Origin of the sequence: Nocardia sp. NPDC005825 (assembly GCF_040630175.1) — a bacterium.
Classification (GTDB): Bacteria; Actinomycetota; Actinomycetes; order Mycobacteriales; family Mycobacteriaceae; genus Nocardia.
The window spans coordinates 95,779-118,279 of record NZ_JBEXXC010000002.1; the positions used below are offsets into that span (position 1 = coordinate 95,779).

Genomic DNA, 22,501 nt, shown 5'->3' on the forward strand with positions numbered 1-22,501 from the left:
CGTCGGCGGCCCGCGCATCTCGACCGCGGGGGTTTCCGCCGGCGAATCGTTCGATCTGTGGGCGTCCATCCTGAGCGAGCCGATGATGAGGTGCTCTATCGAGCGGCTGTGGATTCGCCGGGGATCGCAACTTCTACCGCGTATTCCGTGGCGAGACCGGTCTGACTCCCCGGGAGTACCGCGACCATATGCTGGCCGTGCGGCCCGCGCCGGATTCGCCGCTCGGTGCACGCCCGGACGGCGTGCGGCCGTAATCGGCTGTCGCGGACCGGCTGTCGCGGATGGTCGCCTGCGTGTCACGCGATGTCAGAAACTATGACCGTTCGATTGCTGTGAGTCTGCTAGAAGATTGCGGAGTGTTAGCGTGGCTCCAGTTTTGTACGGCATCAGAATGAACGGACACGAGCAACCGCGGGAGTGCTGATTTGCTGAAGCTCGGCAGGACGACGACGGCCCCGATCGCGACCGTGCGGGCCCGGGTGCCCGTGGCACTGCGCCGCGGAGTCGACTGTGTGGCAGAGGTTGTCACGTTCGACCACCTCGAGGATCCCGGCGAGCACGTGGCCTTCGTCATCGAACCCCCCGACGGGGCGGCGGGAATTCCCCTGGTGCGGGTACACAGTGAATGCCTGACCGGCGACTTGCTGGGCTGCGACCGCTGCCAGTGCGGCGAACAGCTGCACGAGGCGATGGCGCTGATCGCCGGGCGCGGCGGCGTGCTGCTCTACCTGCGTCAGGAAGGCCGCGGCATCGGCCTGTACAACAAGCTCGACGCCTACGTCCTGCAGGACGCCGGGTACGACACCTTCGAGGCCAACCGGCTGCTCGGACGCGGCGAGGACGAACGCACCTATCGGGTCGCGGCGCAGATGTTGTTCGCGCTCGGCCTGGACTGTGTCGAACTTCTCACCAACAATCCCGAGAAGGTCCGTCAATTACGTGCCGAGGGAATAGGCATCGCCTCCGTACGCAGGTCGGAGCCCGAAAAGTGGCTCGACGCCGCCGGTCGCCTCTGATCTATTTCTGTGCACTCACAGCCGATAATCCGTTCCGCGCCAATTGATCTGGGGGTCCAAACGGTCCGATAGCATCGAATGGTTGCTCGGGTACGCGCCATCCGTTCGATCGTCGGGATTCGGCAGGTAGGTGGGATGCGGGTGAGTTCAGGTGCGAAATCGTGTATCCGCTGCGGTAGCCGCCTGGCGCGCGACAACACCGGCGAGCTGTGCGGCCCCTGCGACCGGGGCCGCGAGCGGCTGCCGCGGCTGGAGCCGTCCCAGTGGCGGACGGAGGCCATGCGGCAGGCGCTGCTCACCAGGGAGTTCGGTACGGTGCTGCGGGCCTGGCGGCGACACCCCTCGCACGGCGGCCGGCCGGTGCCGCAGATCGAACTCGCCAGGTGGCTGGGTATCACCCAGGGGCAGCTCAGCCGGATCGAGAGTGGCCGCCATCGGGTGCGTGACCTGGACAAACTGAACTGGTACGCGCGCACATTGGGCATTCCGGCCGAGCTGCTGTGGTTCGAACTCGACGGGTCGGATCCAGCGCCGCCGGTCACCCGCGATCCAGCGCTCGACAACGGCGCGCTGGTCGCGGCGGCGGCGCCGGTGCCGGCGGATCTGCTGGTCGACTCCTTCTCGACCGTACTCGAGCAGTACGTCCGCACCGATCGGGTCGCCGGGGCGCATCGGCTGATCCCGATCATCACGCAGCAGATGCGCTACGTCGAACAACTCGACGGCACCGGCGGCGGCTCGGTGCGCACCGGATTGCCGCTGCTGCGAGCGCGTTTCGCCGAATTCCTCGGCTGGCTGTACCAGGACGCGGGCAATCTCGCGACGGCCCGCGAATGGACCGGGCGGGCCGCCACGCTGGCCGGTGAATGCGGCGACGAGCGACTGCGGTCCTACACCCTGGTGCGGCAGAGCAATATCGCCGCCGAATCGGGCAATCCCGCGATCGCGATCGAATTGGCGCGGGCGGCGCTGCGCAATTCCGCCGAGCAGCCCCGGCTGCGCACACTGGCGCTGCTGCAATTGGCGCACGGGCACGCACTGCGGAAGGAGGGAAGCGAATCCGATCGGGCCATCGGACAGGCCTGGGAGGCCACCGCCGATTCCGCGTCGGGGGATGGGGATCTGGCCGGCTATTGCACGCCGGAATTCATTCGCATGGAAGCCGCGAACAGCTGGGTGCACCTGGGCAGGCCGGACGCGGCGGTGGAGACCTTGCTGAAAGCGCTGCCGCTGTGGCAGATCGAGGATCGCCGCGATCTGGGGCGGGGTCTGGCCCTGCTGGCGGTGGCGCAGGCGCGGACCGGTCAGGCCGATCAGGCGCTGGAGGCGGCCCGGCACGCGCTCGTGATCGCCTCCGAGACGCACTCCAGCCGGACCCTGCGGCAATTGCACCGGCTGCCCGAGGAATTGACCGGTTCGGGGGGCGCTGACCAAGCGCGGGAATTGCGCACTATTCTCCATCGCACGCTGCGTACGTAGCGCTGATAATGCGAGGTTGATTTGCTGAAAATTTGCGAAATGTCGGACTCGGCTGTCACCCGAGGTCGCACCGGCTGTCGTCAGACGTCGGTCGAGGTGACCTTTGCGTTTCGGTGGCCAATCTGACATGCAGAAACTGTTAGCGTTGATCTTGTTCGAATGCATCTCACGAGACATGGATTCGAGGACAGATGAAGAATGCTGGTAAGTTGCCATCCCTGGGTATCGCCGCCCTGCTACTGACCTTCATCGGGCTGCTGCTCATCGGGCCCGTCGCCGCCGGATTCCTGATCCAGGCGAGCGCGGGGGGACCCGCCGACCTCACGACGTTCGTCCCCCTGATCGGGATGGCGCTCGTGGTGGCCTTCGCACTGGGTGCGGGCGCGTGGATGTTCTGGACGCTGCTACGACGCTGAGATCGATTGCTGGATCACCGATCCGCCGCCACCACGGCCACCACAGCGGCCACGGTGGCGGCCATCCGGCGAGATCGCCTCAGGCGAAGTTCTTTTCGATCAACTGGGTGACAACCGTGGGGTAGCGGTCGGGGAAGTCCATGGGCACGATGCCGTAGTGCGCGGCCTGGCTCCGGTGCGCGGTGAGGTAGGCGTCGACCTTCGGCATGATGGCCGCGGCATTGTCCTTGGGCCAGGCGTTGTCGGCGAAACTGGTGAAGTTGATGTACTCGACGGTGTTGGCGGGATCGGCCGCGGCTTTGTCGAAACAGTCGCGGACGTAATCGAATTTGTCGCCGCCGGAGGAACCGAAGTTCGAGGATCCCGAATCCAGTCCGGCCAGTCCGCGGTCCTTGTACCGGTCCTGCAGGTAGATGCGATCGGTGCTGAACACGCCGTTGTCGCCACCCGGCCACTGCAGGCAGCCCAGGGCGTTCGCGAACTGCGCGATGAGCACGATCTTGCCGCGCGCCTCGCCGAGCGCGGGGAAGCGGTTCTCCAGCCAGAACAGCGAGCGGTAGCCCTTGGCGTCCAGGTAGCCGTTGAAGATTCGCTCGAAGTTCGAGCCCACGTCGTTATTGGTGCCGTCCTCCTTCTTGACCCGCATGATCAGGACCTCGCCCGGATTGCGGGCCAGGAAGGTCCGGCACTGATCGAGCACGGTGTCGAAGGTGATGCCCTGGTAGAAGCCGCTGTGGTAGATGCCGAAGGAGTCGGCGGTGTGGTCCTGCAGTCCGTTGCAGCGCATGTCGAGGAACCGGATGCCGTGCGCGAACTGGTCGGGCAGCGACCAGTTCTGGGTGTGGGACCATTCGGTGCCGTTGGCCGGATCGGTGGCGCAGGAGTCGTGGGTGCCGGGAATGGTCAGGCGCAGCAGCGGGGTGGTGTCGGCCAGTGCCGCCATCCACGCCTGCGGGGCCGCCGCCACGGTCCGGGCGTGCGGAATCGCCTGGGCCGCAGCGCCGGTCAGGCCGGTGGCGACCGTGCCGGCGACGGCGGCCAGGGTGGTGCGGGCGAAGTCTCGGCGCGTCAGGCTCATAGAGCGGGGAGCCTAACCTGGACGGCGGTCCAAGATCGCCGAATCGCCCGAATCGGTGGGGTCAGCCTGGTTCCGTGCTCAACGTGATGGTCGTCCAGCCGCCCACATGGATGCGATCGCCGTCCCGCAGGGGTATGGCGGTCTTGGGTGCGATCGGGGTCGGGCTCTCGTTGATGCAGGTGCCGTTGGTGGACCCGAGATCGGTGACGGTCAGCGTGCTGCCACTGATATGGAGGATCGCGTGCGAGCGCGACACCGCGATATCGGCGGGCGCGACCGACAGATCGATATCCGGGTGCACGCCCTGCGAGACACTGCGTTTCCCGATCAGGATATTGGGCCCCCGCAACGGGATTCGGCGATCGGGGTAGTAGTCGGGGAAGTCGACCCGATCCAGGTCCGGGCCCTTCTGGGCCCGCATGCGCGCGTAGTGCCCCGGATCGGCGGTCACCGTCGCCACCCAGACCGGCCCGCCGTCGGGGTTCTCCCGGATGTCGCCCTCGGTTTGCGCCGTCGACCCCTCGGGCTCCCCGACCGTCCCTGCCGACCGCTCGTCCCCGCCTGGCGCGGTCGGTGCGGGCGGCGGTGGCGGCATGGCCGAATCGTGCCCGCAGTTCTCGCAGAACCGCCCCTCGGCGGGCACCCCGCAGGACGGGCACAGCGCCGGAGGCGGTGCGGCGGTGACCGGCCCGTCCCCGACCGGCGCACCACAGGTGTCGCAGTAGTCGGCGGCGGTGGTCTCGTGCCCGTCGGTGCAGAACGCCATCACGGCTCCTTGCGGACGCGGGCCGTCTTCGTGGAGCGCACGTCGAGGGCCATCTCGTCGGCGGGATCGACCTTGTTGCGCAGCCGGATGGTGCCGGTGCGCTCGTCGACCACGTCGACCACACTCAGCAGCAGCTTGGCGGTGTTCTCATTGCCGGACTCGGTGGCCAGGTGGTACGCGCGCTGGAGTTTGGCGGTGGCCGTGGCGAAGTCGCCCTGCTTGCGCGCGGCCAGGCCCTCCTGCACGGTCTGAGCCAGTTCGGCCTGCCCGGTGTAGTGGGCGACGCGGCGGCTGATGATCGCCGACTTGTCGGTGTCGGTGGTCCAGGCCGCCTTGACCAGACCCTGCCCGAGGATCTCGCCGTCGGCCAGCACGCTCACCCGCGCGGTCAGCTTCTCCCGACCGGCCGCGGCCGGCTCGACATCGAGCTGCACGTGGTAGTCGCGATCCTCCGCGCCCCACGAACCCAGCGCGTACTCGCCGATCTGCGGACCCGCCTCGACGCGGCGCGCGGTGAGGTCCTCGATGAACGGCGCGACCTGCTTGATGAACGCGATCCGCGCGCCCACCGGCGTCCACACCCGCAGCGTGAGCTCCGGAATCGCCTTCTCCATGGAGGTTTCCATCATGGCCGCGAAATCCTGGGCCAGCTGGTCCGCGGTCTTCACGATGTCCACGGTGCCGTGCAGCGCGGAGGCGATGGCGCGCAGCTCGTTCGGCTCCCAGTCCGCGCCGACGCCGCGGCAGTCGCAGGTGAAGACGCCCGTCGACAACTGGATCTCCTCGGCCAGCCGCTCCGGCGTCTCGTGCTCGTTGCGGCCGTCGGTGAGAAGGATGGCGTGCACCATCGCGCCCGGATGCTGCTTGGCGATCAGCCGCGACAGGCCCAGCCAGGTGCCGATGGCGGTGCCGCCGTGCGGGGACAGCTTGTCCAGGGCGCGACGAGCATTGGCGCGTTCCTGCCGGCTCGCCACCGCGGACGCGCCGCTGTGCGGGTACACCACCTGCGCCTTGTCGGTGCCCTCCACGATCGCGAAACGGGTGCCGTCGGGCATGACATCCAAGGCTGCCAGGGTGGCCTGGCGCGCGCCCGCGAACTTGCCCGCGCCGCCCATCGAGCCCGAGGTGTCGATGATCAGGATCTCGACCCGGGGCGCGGGCGCCACCGACACCACCAGATCGTCGGTGGCCTCCACGGTCACGATGGCGTCGACCGTGCGCGCGCCCTCGGCGAGGAATTCGTTCTGGTCGACGGCGACCGAAAGGCCTTGGTTCTCAGCGGAAGTCACGGGGTGTCTCCTGACGGTGCGAGGGAGGGGACGGGGACGAGCGCGACGGTGATGTTGTCCTTGCCGCCCGCGCCGAGCGCGTGCTCCACCAAGGCGCGCGCCGCGAGCAGGGCGGGCTGCGAGCTGGTGAAGCGGGACAGGGCCGCCGCCTCGGGGAGGTAGTTCCACAGGCCGTCGCTGCACAGCAGCAGCACTCCGGGTTCGCTGGTGCGCAGGGTGCGAACGCAGCTGGGGGACCACTGGTGCTCGGAATCGGCGCCGAGCCAGCGGGTGAGCACGTGCGCGTGCGGGCCGTCCATGGCGGTGGCCGCGTCCAGCAGGCCGTTGTCCACCATGGCCTGGGCCAGGGTGTCGTCGACGGTGAGGCGTTCGGAGTCGTCGCCCGGGCGCAGCCAATAGGCCCGGCTGTCACCGACGTTCGCGACCGTGACGGCCGCGCCGCCGTCGGGCTGGAACTGCACGATCGCCGAGACGTAGGTGCACGACGGGGACTTGCCGTCGGGGGTGCCCACCGCCTTGACCGCGTCGGCGGCGGCGGTGAGCCCGGCCAGGGCGCAGTCCTCGGCGGACCGGCCGGCCGCGAGCGCGGCCAGGGTGGCGTCCAGGCCCGCGCGGACCGCCGCGCCCGAGGCCGCCTGCGGATCCTCGGAGGTGGACACCCCGTCGCAGACCGCGATCACCGCGGTGGCGGGACGATCCGGCGACGCGCTGTCGAGCACGGCCGCGGCGACCGCGTCCTCGTTGCGGGCATGCAGCAGACCACGATCGGTGACCAGGCACGCCGTGCCCAGGTCCGCCTCGAAGCGGTCGCGCTCGGGGCCCAGCTCACCGCAACTGGCGCAGTAGCCGTCCGGATCGAAGGCCGTGCCCCCGCAGCCGTGGCAGTCAGGAGCTGGACCCGCCGCGAAGCCGGCGCCGTCGCCGCCCTCGCGGCGCGCATTGCGGGCCGCGTCGGCCACCGGCACCGTGGAGCCGGACCCGGGCCGGAACTCCTTGGGCGGCAGAGCGATCAGCCGCACCCCCAGTTTGCTCCCGCACGCCTCGCAGAAGCGGTCGGTGTCCGCGGCGAAGGTGCCGCAGCGCGGGCAGCGGGCCGTCACAGCAGCGTCCTCGGGCGCACGGCATTGGCCTGTTCCACCAGGGCGATGCGCTCCCACATGTCGTCGGTCTCGTGCGCGAGATCGCGATAGCAGCGTTCCAAACCGGTCCGTACCCCTTGTTGATCGAGCGCCACCCCCAGTAGCGGGGAATGGTCGGTGGGCACCCTGCCCAGGCGCAGCCAGCGCAGCGCCGCGTCCAGGACTCGCAGCCGGGCCTGGGCGGCACGGCGTTTCGAGTCCAGGGTCAGCTTGCCGATCCGGGTCCCCGCGTCGCGCACCAGTTGTTCGGTGAGCTCGGCGGGATCGTTCACGGCCAGCAAGGTCTCGACGGCGGTGACACCCGCCTCGGTGTGCACCGCCGAAGCGGCGTCGACCTGGTCCAGCACCGCGACCGCGCCCGGGCCGTCACCGGCCGCGCGACGCGAGCGGGCGGCGCCGAAGGCCGCGCTGGTGAAGGTGCGGTCGGTACGCCACACCAGGTCGTAATAGGTTTCCGCGCGGGCGGCGTCGGCCTCGGCGCCGTCGGCGGCCAGCAGCTCGGCGGTGACGGCCAGGGCCAGCTTCGGGGCGGCCTCGCCCGGCAGCGCGCTGTAGAGCGCGTCGAATTCGGCGGTGGCGGCGGCCCAATCGCCTTGCAGCAGGCGGGCCTGACCCGCGAACCAGGTCAGCCGCCAGTCCCCGGCGAGCGTGGACTCCACCTCGTCGAGACGGCGCAGGGCGTCGTCGGCGTCTCCGAATTCCAGTGCGGCGCGGATCAATCGGAGCGGGATCTCGACCGACTCGGACTGGCCGGTGACCACCGACTGCAGGCCCGCGTTGATCTCGCGCTCCAGGTCCTCGGGGGTGACCGCGCTGGTCGAGGCGAGCAGGGCGGCGCCGCTGTCGCCCGGATCGATCAGCGGGACCGGCAGCGCGGCGATGATGTCGCGCGGGTCATCGGGCAGCTGGTCACCGACGCCGAACACCCCGCGCGGCGGGCCGAACCGGGTGGACAGGCCCGGCCGGGGCCGTCCGTCCTCGCGGGCCAGCACCTCGCGCAGCACGCCGGTGAGCTGATCGCCCATCTCGGTCATGGAGGTGAACCGCGCGTCGGGGTCGATGTCGGTGGCGCGCAGCAGGAATCGGTAGAGCGACTCGTGGCGGGCCATCAGCGGTTCGGCGTCCGGGCCGGGCAGCGGGCCCAGCTCGTTGTTCACCGGCGGGATCCGCATGATCAGCGCCGCCAGCGTGCGGCCCACGGTGTACACCTCGGAGGCCACGGTCGGCCCGGTCCGGGCGATCTCCTTGGCCTGGTATCCCGGTGTGCCGTAGATGGTTTCGGTCTGATCGTGCAGGCCGATCACCGCGCCCAGGTCGATGAGCTTGAGCTGCTCCTCGGTCTGCATCACGTTGTCGGGCTTGAAATCGCAGTAGGCCAGGCCGCGATCGTGCAGGTACTCCAGGGCGGGCAGCATCTCCAGGATGTAGGCGATGGCGCGCGCGGGCCGCAGGTACTGCTGATCGGCGGTGCGCTGCTCGCGCAGGATCTGCTTGAGCGATTTGCCGCCCACGTACTCCATGACGATGTAGCCGACCGGCTTGCCGTCGGGACCGGTGTCCTCGGCGAAGTTGTAGATCCGCACGATGTTCGGGTGATCCACCTGGGCGAGGAACCGCTTCTCGGCCACCGCCGCCCGCATGGCGTCGGCGTCGCCGGTATTGAGCAGGCCCTTGAGCACCACCGGGCGATTGTCGACCTTGTGGTCGACCGCCAGATAGATCCAGCCCAGGCCGCCGTGCGCGAGCGGGCCCAGCACCTGGTACTGGCCGCCGACCAGATCGGCGCTCGACAGCTTGGGGGTGAAGGAGAAGCGGGTCCCGCAATGCGCGCAGAACCCCTCGGCGCGGCCCGGCTCGCCATTGCGGCTACGGCCGACCGGTCGGCCGCACTTGCCGCAATCACGGTGGTGCTCGGGCACTTCCGGGTCGGCGAGGACCGCTTCGGTGGGATCGCGGCGGGGGACCGAGGGGACCTTCACCATGCCCGCGCCGAGTCGGCCGCGGCTCGCGCCGGAGGAACCCGAGCGGCCGGTGCGGACCGAACGCCCACTGCGGGAGGCCCGGCTGGTGGCCGTGGATCCGGTGCCGGTGGTCGCGCTACTCGCCTGCGCGGTGGTGGCCAGCGCCGAGACCGGTGCGGGCGCGCTGCCGCAGACGTCACAGTAGCCGTCGAGAATCGTTCCCGTGCAGCCGGGTTCGGTGCAACTGTCGGACGACGCGCCGGCCGGGATGCCCGTGCTCGTGACCGGGTTGCCGGGTGCCGAGCCCGACGCGCCCCCGGTGCTCGGTGTGGCCGCCCCCGGGCTCGGGGCGGTGCCGCAGACGGTGCAGTACCCGTCCTCGATGGTCCCGGTGCAGCCGGGCTCGGTGCAGTTCATGATCGCCTCCCCGATTTCTGCGCGATGAGCTGGCGGTAGTCCGTGATGGCGCGGGTGACCGCGGCCAGGTCGCAGGGCCGGCGCGCCAGCAGTCCGGCGGCGATGCGACTCGAGGCCAGGACATCCTGTTCCTCGCTGACGCCCAGGCGCGCGGCCTTCGCGCGATAGGAGCTGAAGCGTCCCTTCAGTTCCAGTCGGCGGTCGAGCAGCCCCTGGGCCAGCTGCTCGTTGTGGGTCGCGGTGTCGAGAGCGGCGGCGATGCGCTGGCGCAGCTCCCACAGCGCGGCCGGGGTGGGCTGCTCGGCGTCGAGCGCGGTCAATTCCGCGCTGTAGACGGAACTGTCGTCGGCGTGGCGGGGCAGGGGCGCGGCCAGGATGATGCTTTCCACTTCGGCGCGCGCGTGGTCGGCGCGCTCATAGGTCTTGCGCAGCACGTCGATCAGCGTCCGCACGCGTTCGACCGCGGTGTCCCAGTCCGCGGACATGGCGCGCAGATCGGCCAGGACGGTCGCGGCCTCGCGCATGCGGCGCGACAGCTCGGTCAACCGGCGGTCCAGGGCGTCCGGCGCCAGCGCGAGCGGATCGGTGGCGACCTGGACCGACAGTTCGTCGAGATCGACGGCCAGCGACCGCAATTGCGGCATGGCCGAGCCGACCCGATCCAGTTCCGCGCGCAGCGGCGCGACCTCCGACATCACCCGGTCATTGACCGCCTCCACGGCTTCGAGCACCCGCACCACGCCCGGGAAGGCCGCGTGCATGCGCTCGAGCAGTTCGGCGATCCCGATCAGCTGGACCTGTTCGCGCGGCCCGCCCAGCGCGCGCTGCGACATGGGAATCGCGGTGCGCGCCAGCTCGATCGGCTGCCCGCGCAGCAGCCGGGTCAGCTCCTCGCGATCGAGGGCGTCCAGTCGCCGCCGGGCCCGCGCGGACCGCGCGCGATCCAGCACCGTGCCCAGGCGGCCGAAGTCCTCCCACAGCAGTTCCAGCGCCGCGCGGGCCGGAGCCCAGCGCTGCTCGGTCACGCCGGTGGGCGGGAACCGCCGCAGCAGGACCAGACCGGGATGCTTGTCCAATTCCACCAGGGTCGCGGCGATGATCTCGATCTCGCGGGCGCGCTCGGCGATGTCGCGATCGATCTCGGCGACGCTGAGAATGTGCCCCGGATTCGGTTGCATGGCCGAACTCAATCGCTGTACTTGGGCGCCGGGGGACCGTTGGACGGCCCGAGCACGCTCAGCCGCTTGTTGTAGAGCCGCTGCCAGGTGCCGTCGTTGCGCACCCGCTCCAGCACGCCGTTGACGAAGCGCACGAAATCGGTGGCCTGCTGCTGGATCCCGATGGCGTAGTTGTCCGAGGCCATGGCGTCACCGACCACCTCGAGATTCGGGTCCTGGATCTTCAGTCCGTACAGCAGCGGCAGATCGGTGCTCGCGGCGTCGACCTCGCCCTGTTGCAGCGCGGTCAGGCAGTCCAGCCAGTTGTCGATGCCGATCACGATGGGGCGCTGGGGGAGCGCGAAGACCGCGTCGAGGGTGGTCGAGTTGGGGATGCCGCACACCTTCTTGCCGCCCAGGTCGGCGGCCGAGCGGATACCCGAGCCCTTGGTCACCAGAACCCGCTGGTCGGTCTCGAAGTAGACCGTGGAGAACTGGATGTCCTTGCGGCGCGCACACGTCGCGGTGAAGCTCTGCACCACCATGTCGACCTGACCCTTGGTCAGCGCCTGCACCCGGTTCGCGGTCTCGATGGGCTTGAGCTCCACCCGGTCCGGGTCGCCGAACAGGTCCCGGGCCACCTCGTGCGCCAGATCGATGTCGAAGCCCTCGATCTCGCCGGTCGCCGGATTGCGGTAGCCGAACAGGAATTCGTTCTGGTTCACCCCGACCCGGATCTTGCCGTTGGCGACGATGGCCGCCATGGTCGATCCGGCCGGCATGGAACCCGGCTGCGGCTGCGGGCCCTGCGGCCGCAGGCTCGCGGTCGGGTTGCAGGACTGGTCGATCCGCTGGTTGGGGGCGGCGGTGAGCACCTTCGCACCCGCCGGCAGCCGGTTGTCGGGAGGCAGCTGGAAGGGCGGGGCCTCGGGCGTCGAACCGCACGCGGCGGCCAGCAGCGCCACCGCCGCCAGCACCATGATCCGCATCCGCTTCACAAGAACTCCTTCAACCGTGGCCACACCCCGACGACGATCGAGCCCGCCGCCGCCAGCAGCAGCGCCAGCGTGCCCAGGGGACTCAGGGTGAGAGCATTTCCGGCCGTGTTCACATCGTCGCGCACTTCCTGGCGGGTGCGCTCGAGTTCGGTCTTCAAGGCGGCATCGAGCGCGGCGAACTGCGCGGCGGATCCGGTGCCGTCGGCCTTCACGGTCTGGTCCACCGCGCCCCGATAGTTATTGCTCAGATACGCGGCCACTTCCTTCTGATGGCCGTCCTGCCAGCCGGAGAAGGCCTTGGACGCGGGTGAGTCCGCGCTCACCAGGTCGCCCAGATCGGCGCGCAGTTTCGCGCTGCCCGCGGCGAAGCGGTCCTCGCTGGCCTTGCTGTCGCTGCGGGTGATCAGTTGCAGGGTCTCCTCGGTGCGGGCCTGCTGGGCCAGAATCCGGGCCTGCGCGATCTTCTCGAAGCGGGCCGTCGCGCCGGTGTCGATCGCCGCGGAGGCCGCGATGGTGGTGGTCAGAATCCAGAGCAGGGCGATCGCGGTGAGGCCCGCGGCGGCGACCACGCCCGGATTGATCCACCGGTTGGTGCGGTTCACCAGCAGCCAGGAGCCGTAGCCGCAGGCCGCCAGCAAGAGAACCAGCAGGCCCACGCTCCACAGCGGCAGGCCGGTGATGGCGCGCTGGTCGCGGTGCAGTTGATCGAGGCGGATGCCCTCCAGTTCGGCCGCGTTCGTCAGCAGCGAGCCCTGCATGAGGGCCGAGGCCTGGCGCAGATAGGCGGAGCCGACCGGCAGGCCCTGGCGGTTATTGGCGCGGGCCGCCTCGACATAGCCGGTGTAACTGGGCAATTCGGACGAAATCTTGGCGAGGATGGTGCGGGTCTCGTTGTCCGAGGCTCCGGTGGTGGCCTCGGCCAGCGCGGCCGCCGCGTCGGTGAGCGCGTTCTCGTAGCGCATCCGGACCTCGGGCGACTCGATGCCGCCGGACAGGTACGCGGTGGAGGCCGCGGCGTCGGCGGTCGAGAGCGCCACATAGAGGCGTTGCGCGGCATTCGCCAGCGGCTCGGTGTGCGCCAGCGCGGTGTCGTGGCGAGAGAGCTTGGCGCTCTGCTGATTCGCCGTCACCAGGCCGCCGATCAAGGCGAGCAGGGCGAGGGCCGCGCCCACCGCGCCGATGACACCCGGTGCGGTGCGCGCCAGGCGTCGCGTCCATTCCGCGGCATTGCGAATGGTCGCCGGTAAGCGACTCCTCAACTCCGATTCCCCCGTTCGACGGGCCGGTTCTCCCCGTATGGCCAGATCGTACGGGAGTGATCGCATGCTGTCGATCGAGTTCCGAACGGTTGGAATTCGATTGTTCGGGAGCCGATTTCGAATGTCCGCGCATTCGTGACCGGACCGTGAAATCCAGATTTCACCGCTGGTAATCACCGGGAAACGCTCCAGCGCAACAGGCGATTCACTCGATGTGACTCAGACACCTTATGTCACAACGTCATCAGTTCCGGACGATGCCACCGTATCCCAATTCCCGCAATCCGAGACTTCGAATATCGGGATGCGGATGAGTTTCGAGGTGTGGCCGACTTTCGTGCCGCTGATGCCGACGCCGCCGCCCGGCGCGGCATGCCGGTTCAGGCCGGAAGGGCGATGTGCGGGTCGTTCGAGCGGTAGGGCTCGGCGTGGGGGCCGGTGGCCAGGCCGCGCAGGACGGTGGCGATCGCGTGGTGGATCGCCGCCTCCCGGTCGGCGTCGGTGGCATCGGCCAGGGGGGCGTCGATGAGGAGAGTGGCCAGGCCGTGGACCGCCGCCCAGGCGGTGAATTCGGCGCCGGGGCGTTGGCGGGAATCCATGAAGCCCACGGTGACCAGGGCGTCCAGGCCGACCCCGATGAGGTGGAAGATCGGGTCCTCGGTGACGTCCTTGTCGATGTCGATGTCGGTGGTGCAGAAGGCGGTTCGGAACAGGCCGCGTTCGCGGTCGGCGTACTCGATGTAGGCGCGGCCGGCGGTCGCCAGCCGGGCGATGGCGGTGGCGGTCGGGTCCGGTTGTTGCGGAACGCCTTTCATCGCGGTGTCGAGGGCCTCGAACAGCAGCTCGGCCGCCCGGTCGTGGACCGCGGCCAGCAGCTCCTCCTGCCCCTTGAAATGGCGGTAGGCGGCCGTGGCCGTCACGCCGACCGCACGGGCCGCGGCGCGAACGGTGACGGCGGTGGGTCCGCCGATCTCGGCGAGCTCGGCGCTGGCGCGAACGAGGGCGTTGCGCAGGTCCCCGTGGTGATAGGGGGCTTCGCGAGCGGGTCGTTGCGGCGCGTCCTCAGTGATGGCCACGACATTGATGTTGACACCTGTACAGATCCGGTGGCAAGTTAACACCCATAAAGTTCACACACGTCAACATTCGTGTCACGAGGGGAATCAACCATGAGCGCAGTGCTGGGGAGGATCGGCGACTTCGCCTTCCGACGCCGCGGCCTGGTCGTCTCGATCTGGATCGCGCTGCTGATCGCCGTGATCGGTGGCGCCGCCGTCGGGGGTGGCCACCTCGACGACCGGTTCACCGTGCCGGGGGCCGAATCGCAGCACGCGCTGGACACCTTGGCCGAGACGGCACCGGGCGCGGCGGGGGCCACGGCCCAACTGGTCTTCACCGCGCCGCCGGGTCACCTCATCTCGGAGGCGCCCTACCGCGCGGCCATCGCGCACACCCTGGAGGTCGCCGGCACCGCGCCGGGCGCGGTCGGGGTCACGACGCCGCAGCAGGCGGGAACGATCTCACCCGATCAGCGGACCGCGATCGCGATGGTGTCCTTCACCGGCGACCGCTCCCAGGTGAGCGAGGACGCCCGCACCACCGTGGAGCGGTCGGCAGACTCGGCGCGGGAGGCCGGACTGGACGTGTCGGTCGGCGGCACCGTGTACGGCGTCGGCCAGATGCAACCGGGACTCACCGAAGTCCTCGGGCTGGGTGTGGCCGTGCTGGTGCTGCTCATCACCTTCGGATCGCTGCTGGCGGCCGGGATGCCTCTGCTGTCGGCGATCTTCGGCATCGCCGTCACGGTGGGCGGGCTGCTGGGGGTGGCCGCGGTCGCGCCGGTGTCCTCGACCGCCCTGACGCTGGCGCTCATGCTCGGGCTGGCGGTCGGGATCGACTACGCGTTGTTCATCCTGTCGCGGCATCGGTCGCAGCTGGCCGCGGGGCTCTCCCCTCGGGACTCGGTGGTCCGGGCCAACCAGACCGCGGGCAGCGCGGTCGTGTTCGCCGGCACCACGGTGATCATCGCGCTGGCGGCGCTGAGCGTCATCGGGATTCCGTTCCTGACCGTCATGGGCCTGGCCGCCTCGGGCGCGGTGCTGGTCGCCGTCGCGGTGGCGATCACGCTGCTCCCCGCGCTGGCCGGATTCGCCGGTCCGCGGCTGGCGCCGCGTGCCGGTTCGCGGGCCGAGCGCCGGGCCGCGGCCACCGGCGCGAACAGCATGGGCGCGCGCTGGGCGCGCCTGGTCACCGCGCGGCCGATCCTGACGGTGGCGGCGGTGGCGGGGGCGCTGATCGTGCTGGCGATTCCCGCGGCCTCCCTGCGAATGGCGCTGCCCGACAATGGATCCGCGGCCGCCGCGACCGGGCAGCGGCAGGCCTACGACACCATCGCCGAGAAGTTCGGTCCCGGATTCAACGGCCCGCTCGTGTTGGTCGTCGACGCCGGCGGCGATACCGGAGCGGCCGCGCGGGTGGCCGAGACCGTGCGCGGGCTGCCGGATGTCGCCTTCGTGGCGCCGCCGCAGCCGACGCAGCGGACCGGGCAGTCGCTGGTCATGGTCGTTCCGGGCAGCGCGCCGGAGTCCGGGCAGACCGCCGACCTCGTGCACGCGATCCGCGGCCAGGCGCCCGCCGCCGTCCCCGACGCCCGGGTGGCCGTCACCGGTGACACGGCGGTCACCATCGATGTCTCGCAACGGCTTTCGGCTTCGCTGGTCCCGTTCCTCGGCGTCGTGGTCGGGCTGAGTCTGCTGTTGCTGGTGGTGGTGTTCCGCTCGATCGCGGTGCCGGTGAAGGCGGCGCTGACCTTCCTGCTGTCGGTCGCGGCCGCGCTCGGGGTGACGGTCGCGGTGTTCCAATGGGGTTGGGCGGCCGATCTTCTCGGTGTCGCCAAGACCGGTCCGGTGGTGGCGTTCCTGCCGATCATCCTGGTGGGCGTGCTGTTCGGGCTGGCCATGGACTACGAGGTGTTCCTCGTCTCCGGGATCCGCGAACAGTGGCTGCGCGAGGGCGACGCGACGGGGTCGATCGTGGAGGGCACCCGGCACAATGCCCGGGTGGTCACCGCGGCGGCCACCATCATGGTCGTGGTCTTCGCCTCGTTCGTGCCCACCGACGACGCCATGATCAAGCCGATCGCCTTCGCGCTGGCCGTGGGTGTGCTGGTGGACGCGTTCGCGGTGCGGCTGACCCTGGTCCCCGCCGTGCTGGCCCTGCTGGGCCGGGCCGCGTGGTGGCTGCCGCGCCGCCTCGACCGGATCCTGCCGGAACTGAATATCGAAGGGCCGCAGGAAGATCAGCCGGTGCGGCGTGCGGAAGAGCGCCTGCCCGAGCCGGTCTCGGTCTGACCGGGCGGAGGGTCAGGCCGACTGCCACAGCTCGATGCGGTGGCCTTCGGGATCGGTCACCCAGCCGAATCGGCCGACACCCTCCATGTCCTCGATCTCCTCGGCGACGTTCGCGCCCCGGGCCCGCAATTGCGCGAGCATGGCGTCCAGGTCGCGGACCCGGAAGTTGAGCATGGTCTGCTGGTCGCGGGAGCCGAAGTAATCGGTGTCGGCCGGGAAGGTGGAGAATACGGTCAGCCCGGATTCCTGCCGCCACAGGCCGTGCTCATCGGCGTCGAGTCCGAGGTTCTCCCGGTACCAGGCGCCGAGGGCCTCAGGGTCCTTCGCCCGCAGGAAGTAGCCGCCGATTCCGAGCACTCGTTCCATGAGGCCATCTTGCCGGGCCGGGAGCGGTGCGGGCGACTGCCACTCCGGGCGGTTCGGTGAATCAGTGTGCGAGCGGTGAGGCTTCGAAGGCATGGAGGAGGGGACCTGCGAGCAGGCCGACGATGAGGGAGCCCGCCGCGGCGAGGTAGGCCGTGACGCGGGGGACCGGTGCGGAGTCGGGCAGGTCCGCACGCCCCTTCAGAGCCGGGATGATCCAGCGGAGGTAATAGAAGACGCTGGCCACCGTATTGAGGACGGCGATCACCACCAGCCAGCCCAGGCCCGCGTCGAAGGCGGCGGTGAAGACGGTGAGCTTGCCGAGGAACACGCCCGTCGGCGGGGTGCCCACCAGTCCGAGCAGGCAGACCACCAGTGCGACAAGGAGTCCGGGCCGGGCGCGCAGCAACCCGGTGTAGTCGGTGAGCGTGCGCAGCCGGGGGAGTGCGCAGACGACCGCGAACGCACCGAGATTGGTGAGCGCGTACGCGGCGAGATAGAGGAGGACCCCGCCGAGGGCCAGGGTGGAGCGGTTCGCGGCGGCGACACCGACCAGCAGGTAGCCGACCTGGGAGATGGTCGAATAGCCGAGCAGGCGGCGGACATCGGTTTGGAAGAAGGCCCCGAAATTGCCGAGCGTCATGGTGGCCACCGCGATCACGGCGATCAGCATGCGCCAGTCCAGGTCCCCGGCGTCGAGGACTTCGGCGGCGATCCGGTAGACGGCCACCACCGCACCGAGTTTCGGCACCGTGGTGACGAGGGCCGCGACCTCCGGGCGGGTGCCCTGGGTGACATCGGGAACCCAGAAGTGGGCCGGGACCGCGCCCGCCTTGAACAGCAGTCCGCCCAGCACCGCGACCGCGCCGATCCCCAGCGCGGCGCGTGGCGCGGCGGCGGCCGTCTGCGCGATCATCGGGTAGGCGGTCGCGCCGCCCGCGCCCAGGACCAGGACCGCGCCGAAGAGCATGGTGGTGCCGAAGAGCGCGCCGAACAGGTAGAACTTCAAGGCCGCCTCGGTGCCCAGCGCGTCCTTGCCGAAACCGGTGAGCGCGTAGAGCGGAATGCTGGCCAGTAGGTAGGCACTGATGAGGATCAGCAGGTCGGTGGCTCCGGCGAGCAGGATCGTGCCGACACCGGACAGAGTGAGCAGCACGATGAACTCGGATTCGCGTGCGGCGGCGCGGGTTCCGGGTAGCGACAGGGCCAGCAGGATCAGCAGGGAGGCCGCGACGGTCACGCGGATGGCATTGGTGGCGACATCGATGCCGTAGCTGCCGTCGAAAATGGTCTTCGCCGGGTCGTTCCAGACCATCACCGTCAGGACGATCGCGGTCACCGCGCCCGCCGCGGCCAGCAGGCGCACCGGCCACTGCCTGTCCCAGGGCAGGAAGGAACCCAGCACCAGTCCCAGGACCGCGGAAAGGGCCAGCGCCGCTTCGGGAATCAGGGTGAGCAGGTCCTGGACCATCAGGTCCTCGGACATCGGTCCCATCCCGCCCATATCAGCGCATCACCAGGATGCCGAGGGCGCGGGCGGCGGGCTCCACCACATCCAGCAGCACGCGCGGCGCGATGCCGATCGCGACCGACAGCACCATCAGGGGCATGATCGAGATCGCCTCGGGCGCGGTGAAATCGGTGAAGCTCGCCTCGGTGCGCGGGACGCCGAGGAACAGGCGCTGATAGGCGCGCAAGAGCAACGCCGCCGTGATCACGATGCCCGGGAACGCCAGCGCCGTGAACACCGGTGCGGGAGCGAAGGATCCGACGAAGATCTGGAACTCGGCGATGAATCCCGAGAAGCCCGGCAGGCCCAGCGAGGCGAAGAACGCGGCCGCGGTGACGGCCGCGAACACCGGCGCCTGCCCGGCGAGTCCACCGAAGGCGTCCAGCTCGTAGATGTGGCGGCGTTCGTAGAGGACTCCCGCGAGCAGGAACAGCGCGCCGGTGATCAGGCCGTGGCTGACCATCTGTGTGACCGCGCCGGTGATCGCGAGGGTGCGCGCGTGCTCGGAATTGCCCGCGACCAGGCCCGCCGCGCCGACGGCCAGCACCACGTACCCCATGTGATTGACCGAGGTGTAGGCGATCATGCGTTTGACATTGCGCTGCGCCATCGCGACGAGCGCCCCGTAGAGCACGCTGATCACGCCGATGACCACCAGGACCAGGGCGTAGCGCCGCCACGCCTCGGGCAGCAGCGGCATGGCGATCCGCAGGAAACCGTAGGTGCCCAGCTTGAGCAGCACGCCCGCCAGGATGGCCGAGCCCTCGGAAGGAGCCTCGGTGTGCGCGAGCGGCAGCCAGGTATGGAACGGGAACGTGGGGGTCTTGATCGCCAGGCCCAGCACGATGGCGGCCAGCGCCACCGCGCCGCGAGCCGAGTTGCCCGCCAGCGGATTCGCCGCGGTCAACTCGACCATGTCGAAGGTGTGCGGGTCCGCGGCCAGGTACAGCACGATGAAACCCAGCAGCAGGGCCAGCGAGCCGATGAAGGTGTAGAGGAAGAACTGCAATGCCGCCTGCCGGGCCCGCTCGTGGCCCCAGCCATTGATGACGAAGTACATGCCGACGATCGTCAGATCGAAGAACACGAAGAACAGCACCAGGTCCAGGGACACGAACACGCCCAGGCACACCGACTCCAGGAACAGGAACAGGGCCGCGAACCAGCGCAGCCGATCCCGGCGACGCCAGGCGTAGCACGCGCAGGCCAGGAACAACACGGTGGTGAGCGAGACCAGCGGGAGGCTGAGGCCGTCGACGCCGATGTGGTAGCCGGAGCGCAGCGTGGGGATCCAGGTGTGGTGCGCCTCGTAGGCGAATTCTCCTGCGGCGGGCGGGTTCCGGGTGAACCCGATCCACAGCGCCACCGTCAGCGCGACCTCGATGACACCGGCACCCACCCAGGCAGCGCGGACCACGCCGTCACCCAGCCGGGGCACGGCGAGCAGGGTCGCGCCCGCCAGCAGCGGCAGGAACACCAGGACGGTGAGCACGTTCACCTCGTCTTTCGTCGGGTCGGGGTCACCGCAGCACCATCAGCACGACCGCCAGCACCATGAGCGCCACGACCGCCTGTGCGTAGTACTGGTGCACCAGACCGGTTTCCGGGCGGCGTGCCCAGCGGCCCAGATCGCGGGCGGCGGTGGCGATGCCGGACACCGTGGCCTCGATCGCGCCCTCGGCGCGGCGGTCGACGGTGCGGGCGGCGGCCAGGCCGGAGGTCGCGGCGAGCTGGATGCCGCGGGCGAGCACGCGATCGTCGAAGGCGGCGAGGAGGTTCGCGAGCGCGAGAGTCGGTGTGGCCACCAGTTTCCGGGCGGCGGCTTCGAGGCCGAGCCAGTTCGCCAGAGGAGCCGGGGCGGGCAGGTCGCCGCGGCGGCGGATCAGCGTGGCGACGACGGCCACCGTCAGGATCGCGACCGTGCCGGACAGGGCGAGTTCGGACCAGGTGGTGGCCGGGGCAGCGCCGGTGTGCACGATGCGGGCGAACCGGTCGTGCACGCTGGGCGCGACGGCGACGCCGCCCGCGATCACGGCGGTCGCGAGCACCACCAGCGGCAGCCACGCGGCCGGATTCACCGTGCGGGTACCGGGTTCCTCGGTGTCCCAAGCCTTCTCGCTGTCGGGGGTCTTCGGCAGCCACACCAGGGTGAGGGCTCGGGCGGCGTAGACCGCCCCCAGGATGGTGGCGGCGAAACCCGCCACGTAGAGCGGAGTCGAGATCTCGCGGGATACCGCGAGCACGGCGTCCTTCGTCGGCCACAAGGCGAACGGCGGCACGCCTGCCAGCCCGAGCGCGCCGATCGTGAAGGGCACGCCCACCAGGGGATACGCGTGAGCCGCGCCCCGCAGCCCGGCGAGCTGCTTGGTGCCGAGGGCCGTCAGCCACGCGCCCGCCGCCAGGAACAGCAGGCTCTTCACCGCCGCGTGCGCGACCAGATGGGCACTGCCCGCGGCGATTCCGCCACCGTCGGCCGCCAGGTCGGTGGCCGCGTGCGCGACCATCGCTCCGGACCCGGCGGCCAGCACCATCAAGCCGACCTGAGCACAGGTGGAGGCGGCGAGTAACTGCTTGAGATCCCGCTGGCACACCGCGACCGCGCCGAGGGACACCGCCGTCAGCGCGCCGGCCCACGCGGTCACCGGACCGGCCCAGCTCGTCGAGGCCAGCAGCGGTTCCAGGCGAATCAGCAGGTACGCGCCTGCCGCGACCATGGTCGCCGAATGCAGCAGGGCCGATACCGGACTCGGGCCCGCCATGGCGCGCGACAACCAGAAGCTGAACGGCAGTTGCGCCGACTTGCCCAGCGCCGCTGCCACGATGCCCGCCGCCGCGGCGTCCCGCCAGCCGTCCGACAGGGTGGGCAGGGCGTCCAGCGCGAGGGCCGCCGAACCGCCCGCGAGGGTCGCGCCGGCGGCCAGGTACATGCCGAGATCGCCGGTGCGGGTGGTCAGGAACGCCACCAGACCCGAGGCCGCGCGCTGCTCGTCGCGCCAATGGAAACCGATGAGGGCGTAGGAGGCCGCGCCCATGAGCTCCCACGCGAACAGCAGGGTGAGCAGGGTCTGCGCGGTCACGGTGGCGAGCATGGCGGCGGCGAACATCAGCATCAGGCCATGGAATCGGGCCCGGGGTTCGTGTGGGGCGAGATCACCCGCGGCGAAGAGCAGGACGCAGAGCACGACCGCGGCCACGGTGACGATCAGGACCGCCGACAGCCCGTCCACACCCAGGCGGATCGGTGCGTTCGCCAGGAACGGGGCCGAAACCTCCCGGCGGTGAACGGCATTCGCGACGGCCAGGCCCAGTGTCGTCACGGCGACCGTCACCGCTGCCGCGGGCGCGATCCCGTCCGCGCGACGGCCGCACAGCAGCAGCGAGACTCCGCTCAGCGCCGGAACGGCGATCAGCCACCACAGCACGGGCTCAGCCCTTCAGATCCGCGGCCGAGTCGACCATGTCGACATCGCGGGCCCGGAAGATGGCCGTGGTCACGGCGAAACCCGCCGCCATCTCCACCGCCATGGCGGTGACCGCGACCAGCACCAGGACCTGGGCGTCGGCGGTGGGCCAGGCGAAGTACCAGAACGCGGCCGCGGCCACGATGACCGCGTTGATCATGAGCTCCAAGCCCATCATGATCATGACGATGGACTGCTGGGACAGCACGCCGAACAGTCCGACACTGAACAGAGCGGCCGCCAGGACCAGGAATTCGGGCAGATTCACCGGCCGACACCTCCTTCGACGGGATCGTCCGGGACCCGGCGGTCGAGCCGATCGCCGAAGCGGTCGTAGCGGCCGCGATGGGTGGCCAGCACCACCGTGGCGACGATCGTGGTGAACAGCACCAAGCCGACGATGATCATCACCAGCATCTTGGAACCCATGATCGCCTCGCCCAGCGACGCGGTCGGGTCCGGCGGGAGGGGACGGTCGCGGGCCGGCCAGTCGACCAGCAGTGCCGCCGCGGTCAGCGCGGCGAAGACCGAGGCCGAGATGGCAAGGGCCCCGGTGCGGTTGTGCACCATGGTCATGGGCATCAGACCCGCCGGGTTCATCATGTACATGATCATGAAGACGACCATGATCAGCATTTCCATGATCATCATCAGGATGATCAGGACGCCCAGGTAGGCCAGGTCGACCAGCAGCACCGTGCCCGCCACGAACACGAACGACAGCAGCAGCGCGAAGGTCGCGCGCGCCATGGAATCCACCCGGAACACCGCGATCCCGGAAGCCACCGCGCCCACCGCGCACAGCCAGAAGATCACCTGGGACCCCATGCCGCGTCCTCCCG

19 protein-coding genes are annotated in these 22,501 nt (G+C 70.1%); 4 read left to right on the top strand and 15 right to left on the bottom strand.

From position 1 onward, the window contains the following. Positions 1-512: 512 nt before the first annotated feature. From ribA to ABZ382_RS05100, 3 genes are all read left to right on the top strand, one after another. The gene (gene ribA / locus ABZ382_RS05090; protein ID WP_357084306.1) at positions 513-1,016 is read left to right on the top strand and encodes a GTP cyclohydrolase II RibA; all 504 of its coding nucleotides are present in this window, start codon (positions 513-515) and stop codon (positions 1,014-1,016) included. A gap of 141 nt (positions 1,017-1,157) precedes the next feature. Beyond that, positions 1,158-2,495, top strand: coding sequence for a helix-turn-helix domain-containing protein (locus ABZ382_RS05095; protein ID WP_357084309.1), 1,338 nt, complete (start codon positions 1,158-1,160; stop codon positions 2,493-2,495). 191 nt (positions 2,496-2,686) lie between these two features. Then, complete coding sequence (locus tag ABZ382_RS05100) at positions 2,687-2,911, top strand: hypothetical protein (RefSeq protein WP_357084311.1); 225 nt, start codon at positions 2,687-2,689, stop codon at positions 2,909-2,911. Between the two features lie 79 nt (positions 2,912-2,990). Here ABZ382_RS05100 and ABZ382_RS05105 read toward each other — a convergent pair whose 3' ends face one another. The 9 genes from ABZ382_RS05105 to ABZ382_RS05145 form a co-directional block, all read right to left on the bottom strand. Next, a complete protein-coding gene (locus ABZ382_RS05105; protein ID WP_357084314.1) occupies positions 2,991-3,989 on the bottom strand; it encodes a phosphatidylinositol-specific phospholipase C in 999 nt (332 codons plus the stop codon). A gap of 61 nt (positions 3,990-4,050) precedes the next feature. Beyond that, the gene (locus ABZ382_RS05110; RefSeq protein ID WP_357084317.1) at positions 4,051-4,755 is read right to left on the bottom strand and encodes an FHA domain-containing protein; all 705 of its coding nucleotides are present in this window, start codon (positions 4,753-4,755) and stop codon (positions 4,051-4,053) included. Further along, entirely contained in the window at positions 4,755-6,044 is a 1,290-nt protein-coding gene (locus ABZ382_RS05115; RefSeq protein ID WP_357084320.1) for a VWA domain-containing protein, read from the bottom strand. The genes ABZ382_RS05110 and ABZ382_RS05115 overlap by 1 nt, the downstream gene beginning before the upstream one ends. Further along, the gene (locus ABZ382_RS05120) at positions 6,041-7,144 is read right to left on the bottom strand and encodes a PP2C family serine/threonine-protein phosphatase (RefSeq protein WP_357084323.1); all 1,104 of its coding nucleotides are present in this window, start codon (positions 7,142-7,144) and stop codon (positions 6,041-6,043) included. Before ABZ382_RS05120 ends, ABZ382_RS05115 begins: the two co-directional genes overlap by 4 nt. Continuing rightward, on the bottom strand, positions 7,141-9,561 hold the full coding sequence (locus ABZ382_RS05125) for a tetratricopeptide repeat protein (protein WP_357084326.1): 2,421 nt from the start codon (positions 9,559-9,561) through the stop codon (positions 7,141-7,143). The genes ABZ382_RS05120 and ABZ382_RS05125 overlap by 4 nt, the downstream gene beginning before the upstream one ends. Continuing rightward, entirely contained in the window at positions 9,558-10,739 is a 1,182-nt protein-coding gene (locus ABZ382_RS05130; protein WP_357084329.1) for a hypothetical protein, read from the bottom strand. The genes ABZ382_RS05125 and ABZ382_RS05130 overlap by 4 nt, the downstream gene beginning before the upstream one ends. A gap of 8 nt (positions 10,740-10,747) precedes the next feature. Continuing rightward, a complete protein-coding gene (locus ABZ382_RS05135; RefSeq protein ID WP_357085864.1) occupies positions 10,748-11,707 on the bottom strand; it encodes a glutamate ABC transporter substrate-binding protein in 960 nt (319 codons plus the stop codon). 5 nt (positions 11,708-11,712) lie between these two features. Then, positions 11,713-12,975 (bottom strand): hypothetical protein, encoded by a 1,263-nt coding sequence (locus ABZ382_RS05140; protein ID WP_357084332.1) that lies wholly within the window; start codon positions 12,973-12,975, stop codon positions 11,713-11,715. Positions 12,976-13,355: 380 nt separating this feature from the next. Next, on the bottom strand, positions 13,356-14,051 hold the full coding sequence (locus ABZ382_RS05145) for a TetR/AcrR family transcriptional regulator (protein ID WP_357084334.1): 696 nt from the start codon (positions 14,049-14,051) through the stop codon (positions 13,356-13,358). A gap of 93 nt (positions 14,052-14,144) precedes the next feature. On the opposite strand from ABZ382_RS05145, the gene ABZ382_RS05150 reads away from it, so the two are divergent. Then, positions 14,145-16,325 (top strand): MMPL family transporter, encoded by a 2,181-nt coding sequence (locus ABZ382_RS05150; RefSeq protein WP_357084337.1) that lies wholly within the window; start codon positions 14,145-14,147, stop codon positions 16,323-16,325. A gap of 12 nt (positions 16,326-16,337) precedes the next feature. On the opposite strand, the gene ABZ382_RS05155 is transcribed toward ABZ382_RS05150, so the two are convergent. The 6 genes from ABZ382_RS05155 to ABZ382_RS05180 form a co-directional block, all read right to left on the bottom strand. Then, positions 16,338-16,691 carry a VOC family protein gene (locus ABZ382_RS05155; protein WP_357084340.1) on the bottom strand — a complete coding sequence of 118 codons (354 nt, stop codon included), beginning with the start codon at positions 16,689-16,691 and terminating at the stop codon, positions 16,338-16,340. Positions 16,692-16,752: 61 nt separating this feature from the next. Continuing rightward, positions 16,753-18,174, bottom strand: a complete 1,422-nt coding sequence (locus ABZ382_RS05160) for an NADH-quinone oxidoreductase subunit N (RefSeq protein WP_357084343.1) — start codon at positions 18,172-18,174, stop codon at positions 16,753-16,755. Between the two features lie 19 nt (positions 18,175-18,193). Next, on the bottom strand, positions 18,194-19,690 hold the full coding sequence (locus tag ABZ382_RS05165) for an NADH-quinone oxidoreductase subunit M (RefSeq protein WP_357085866.1): 1,497 nt from the start codon (positions 19,688-19,690) through the stop codon (positions 18,194-18,196). A 28-nt stretch (positions 19,691-19,718) separates the two neighbouring features. Beyond that, positions 19,719-21,620, bottom strand: coding sequence for a proton-conducting transporter membrane subunit (locus ABZ382_RS05170; RefSeq protein ID WP_357084346.1), 1,902 nt, complete (start codon positions 21,618-21,620; stop codon positions 19,719-19,721). Positions 21,621-21,624: 4 nt separating this feature from the next. Then, positions 21,625-21,927 (bottom strand): NADH-quinone oxidoreductase subunit NuoK, encoded by a 303-nt coding sequence (nuoK, locus tag ABZ382_RS05175; RefSeq protein WP_357084349.1) that lies wholly within the window; start codon positions 21,925-21,927, stop codon positions 21,625-21,627. Further along, positions 21,924-22,487 carry an NADH-quinone oxidoreductase subunit J gene (locus ABZ382_RS05180; protein ID WP_357084352.1) on the bottom strand — a complete coding sequence of 188 codons (564 nt, stop codon included), beginning with the start codon at positions 22,485-22,487 and terminating at the stop codon, positions 21,924-21,926. Before ABZ382_RS05180 ends, nuoK begins: the two co-directional genes overlap by 4 nt. Positions 22,488-22,501 lie beyond the last annotated feature (14 nt).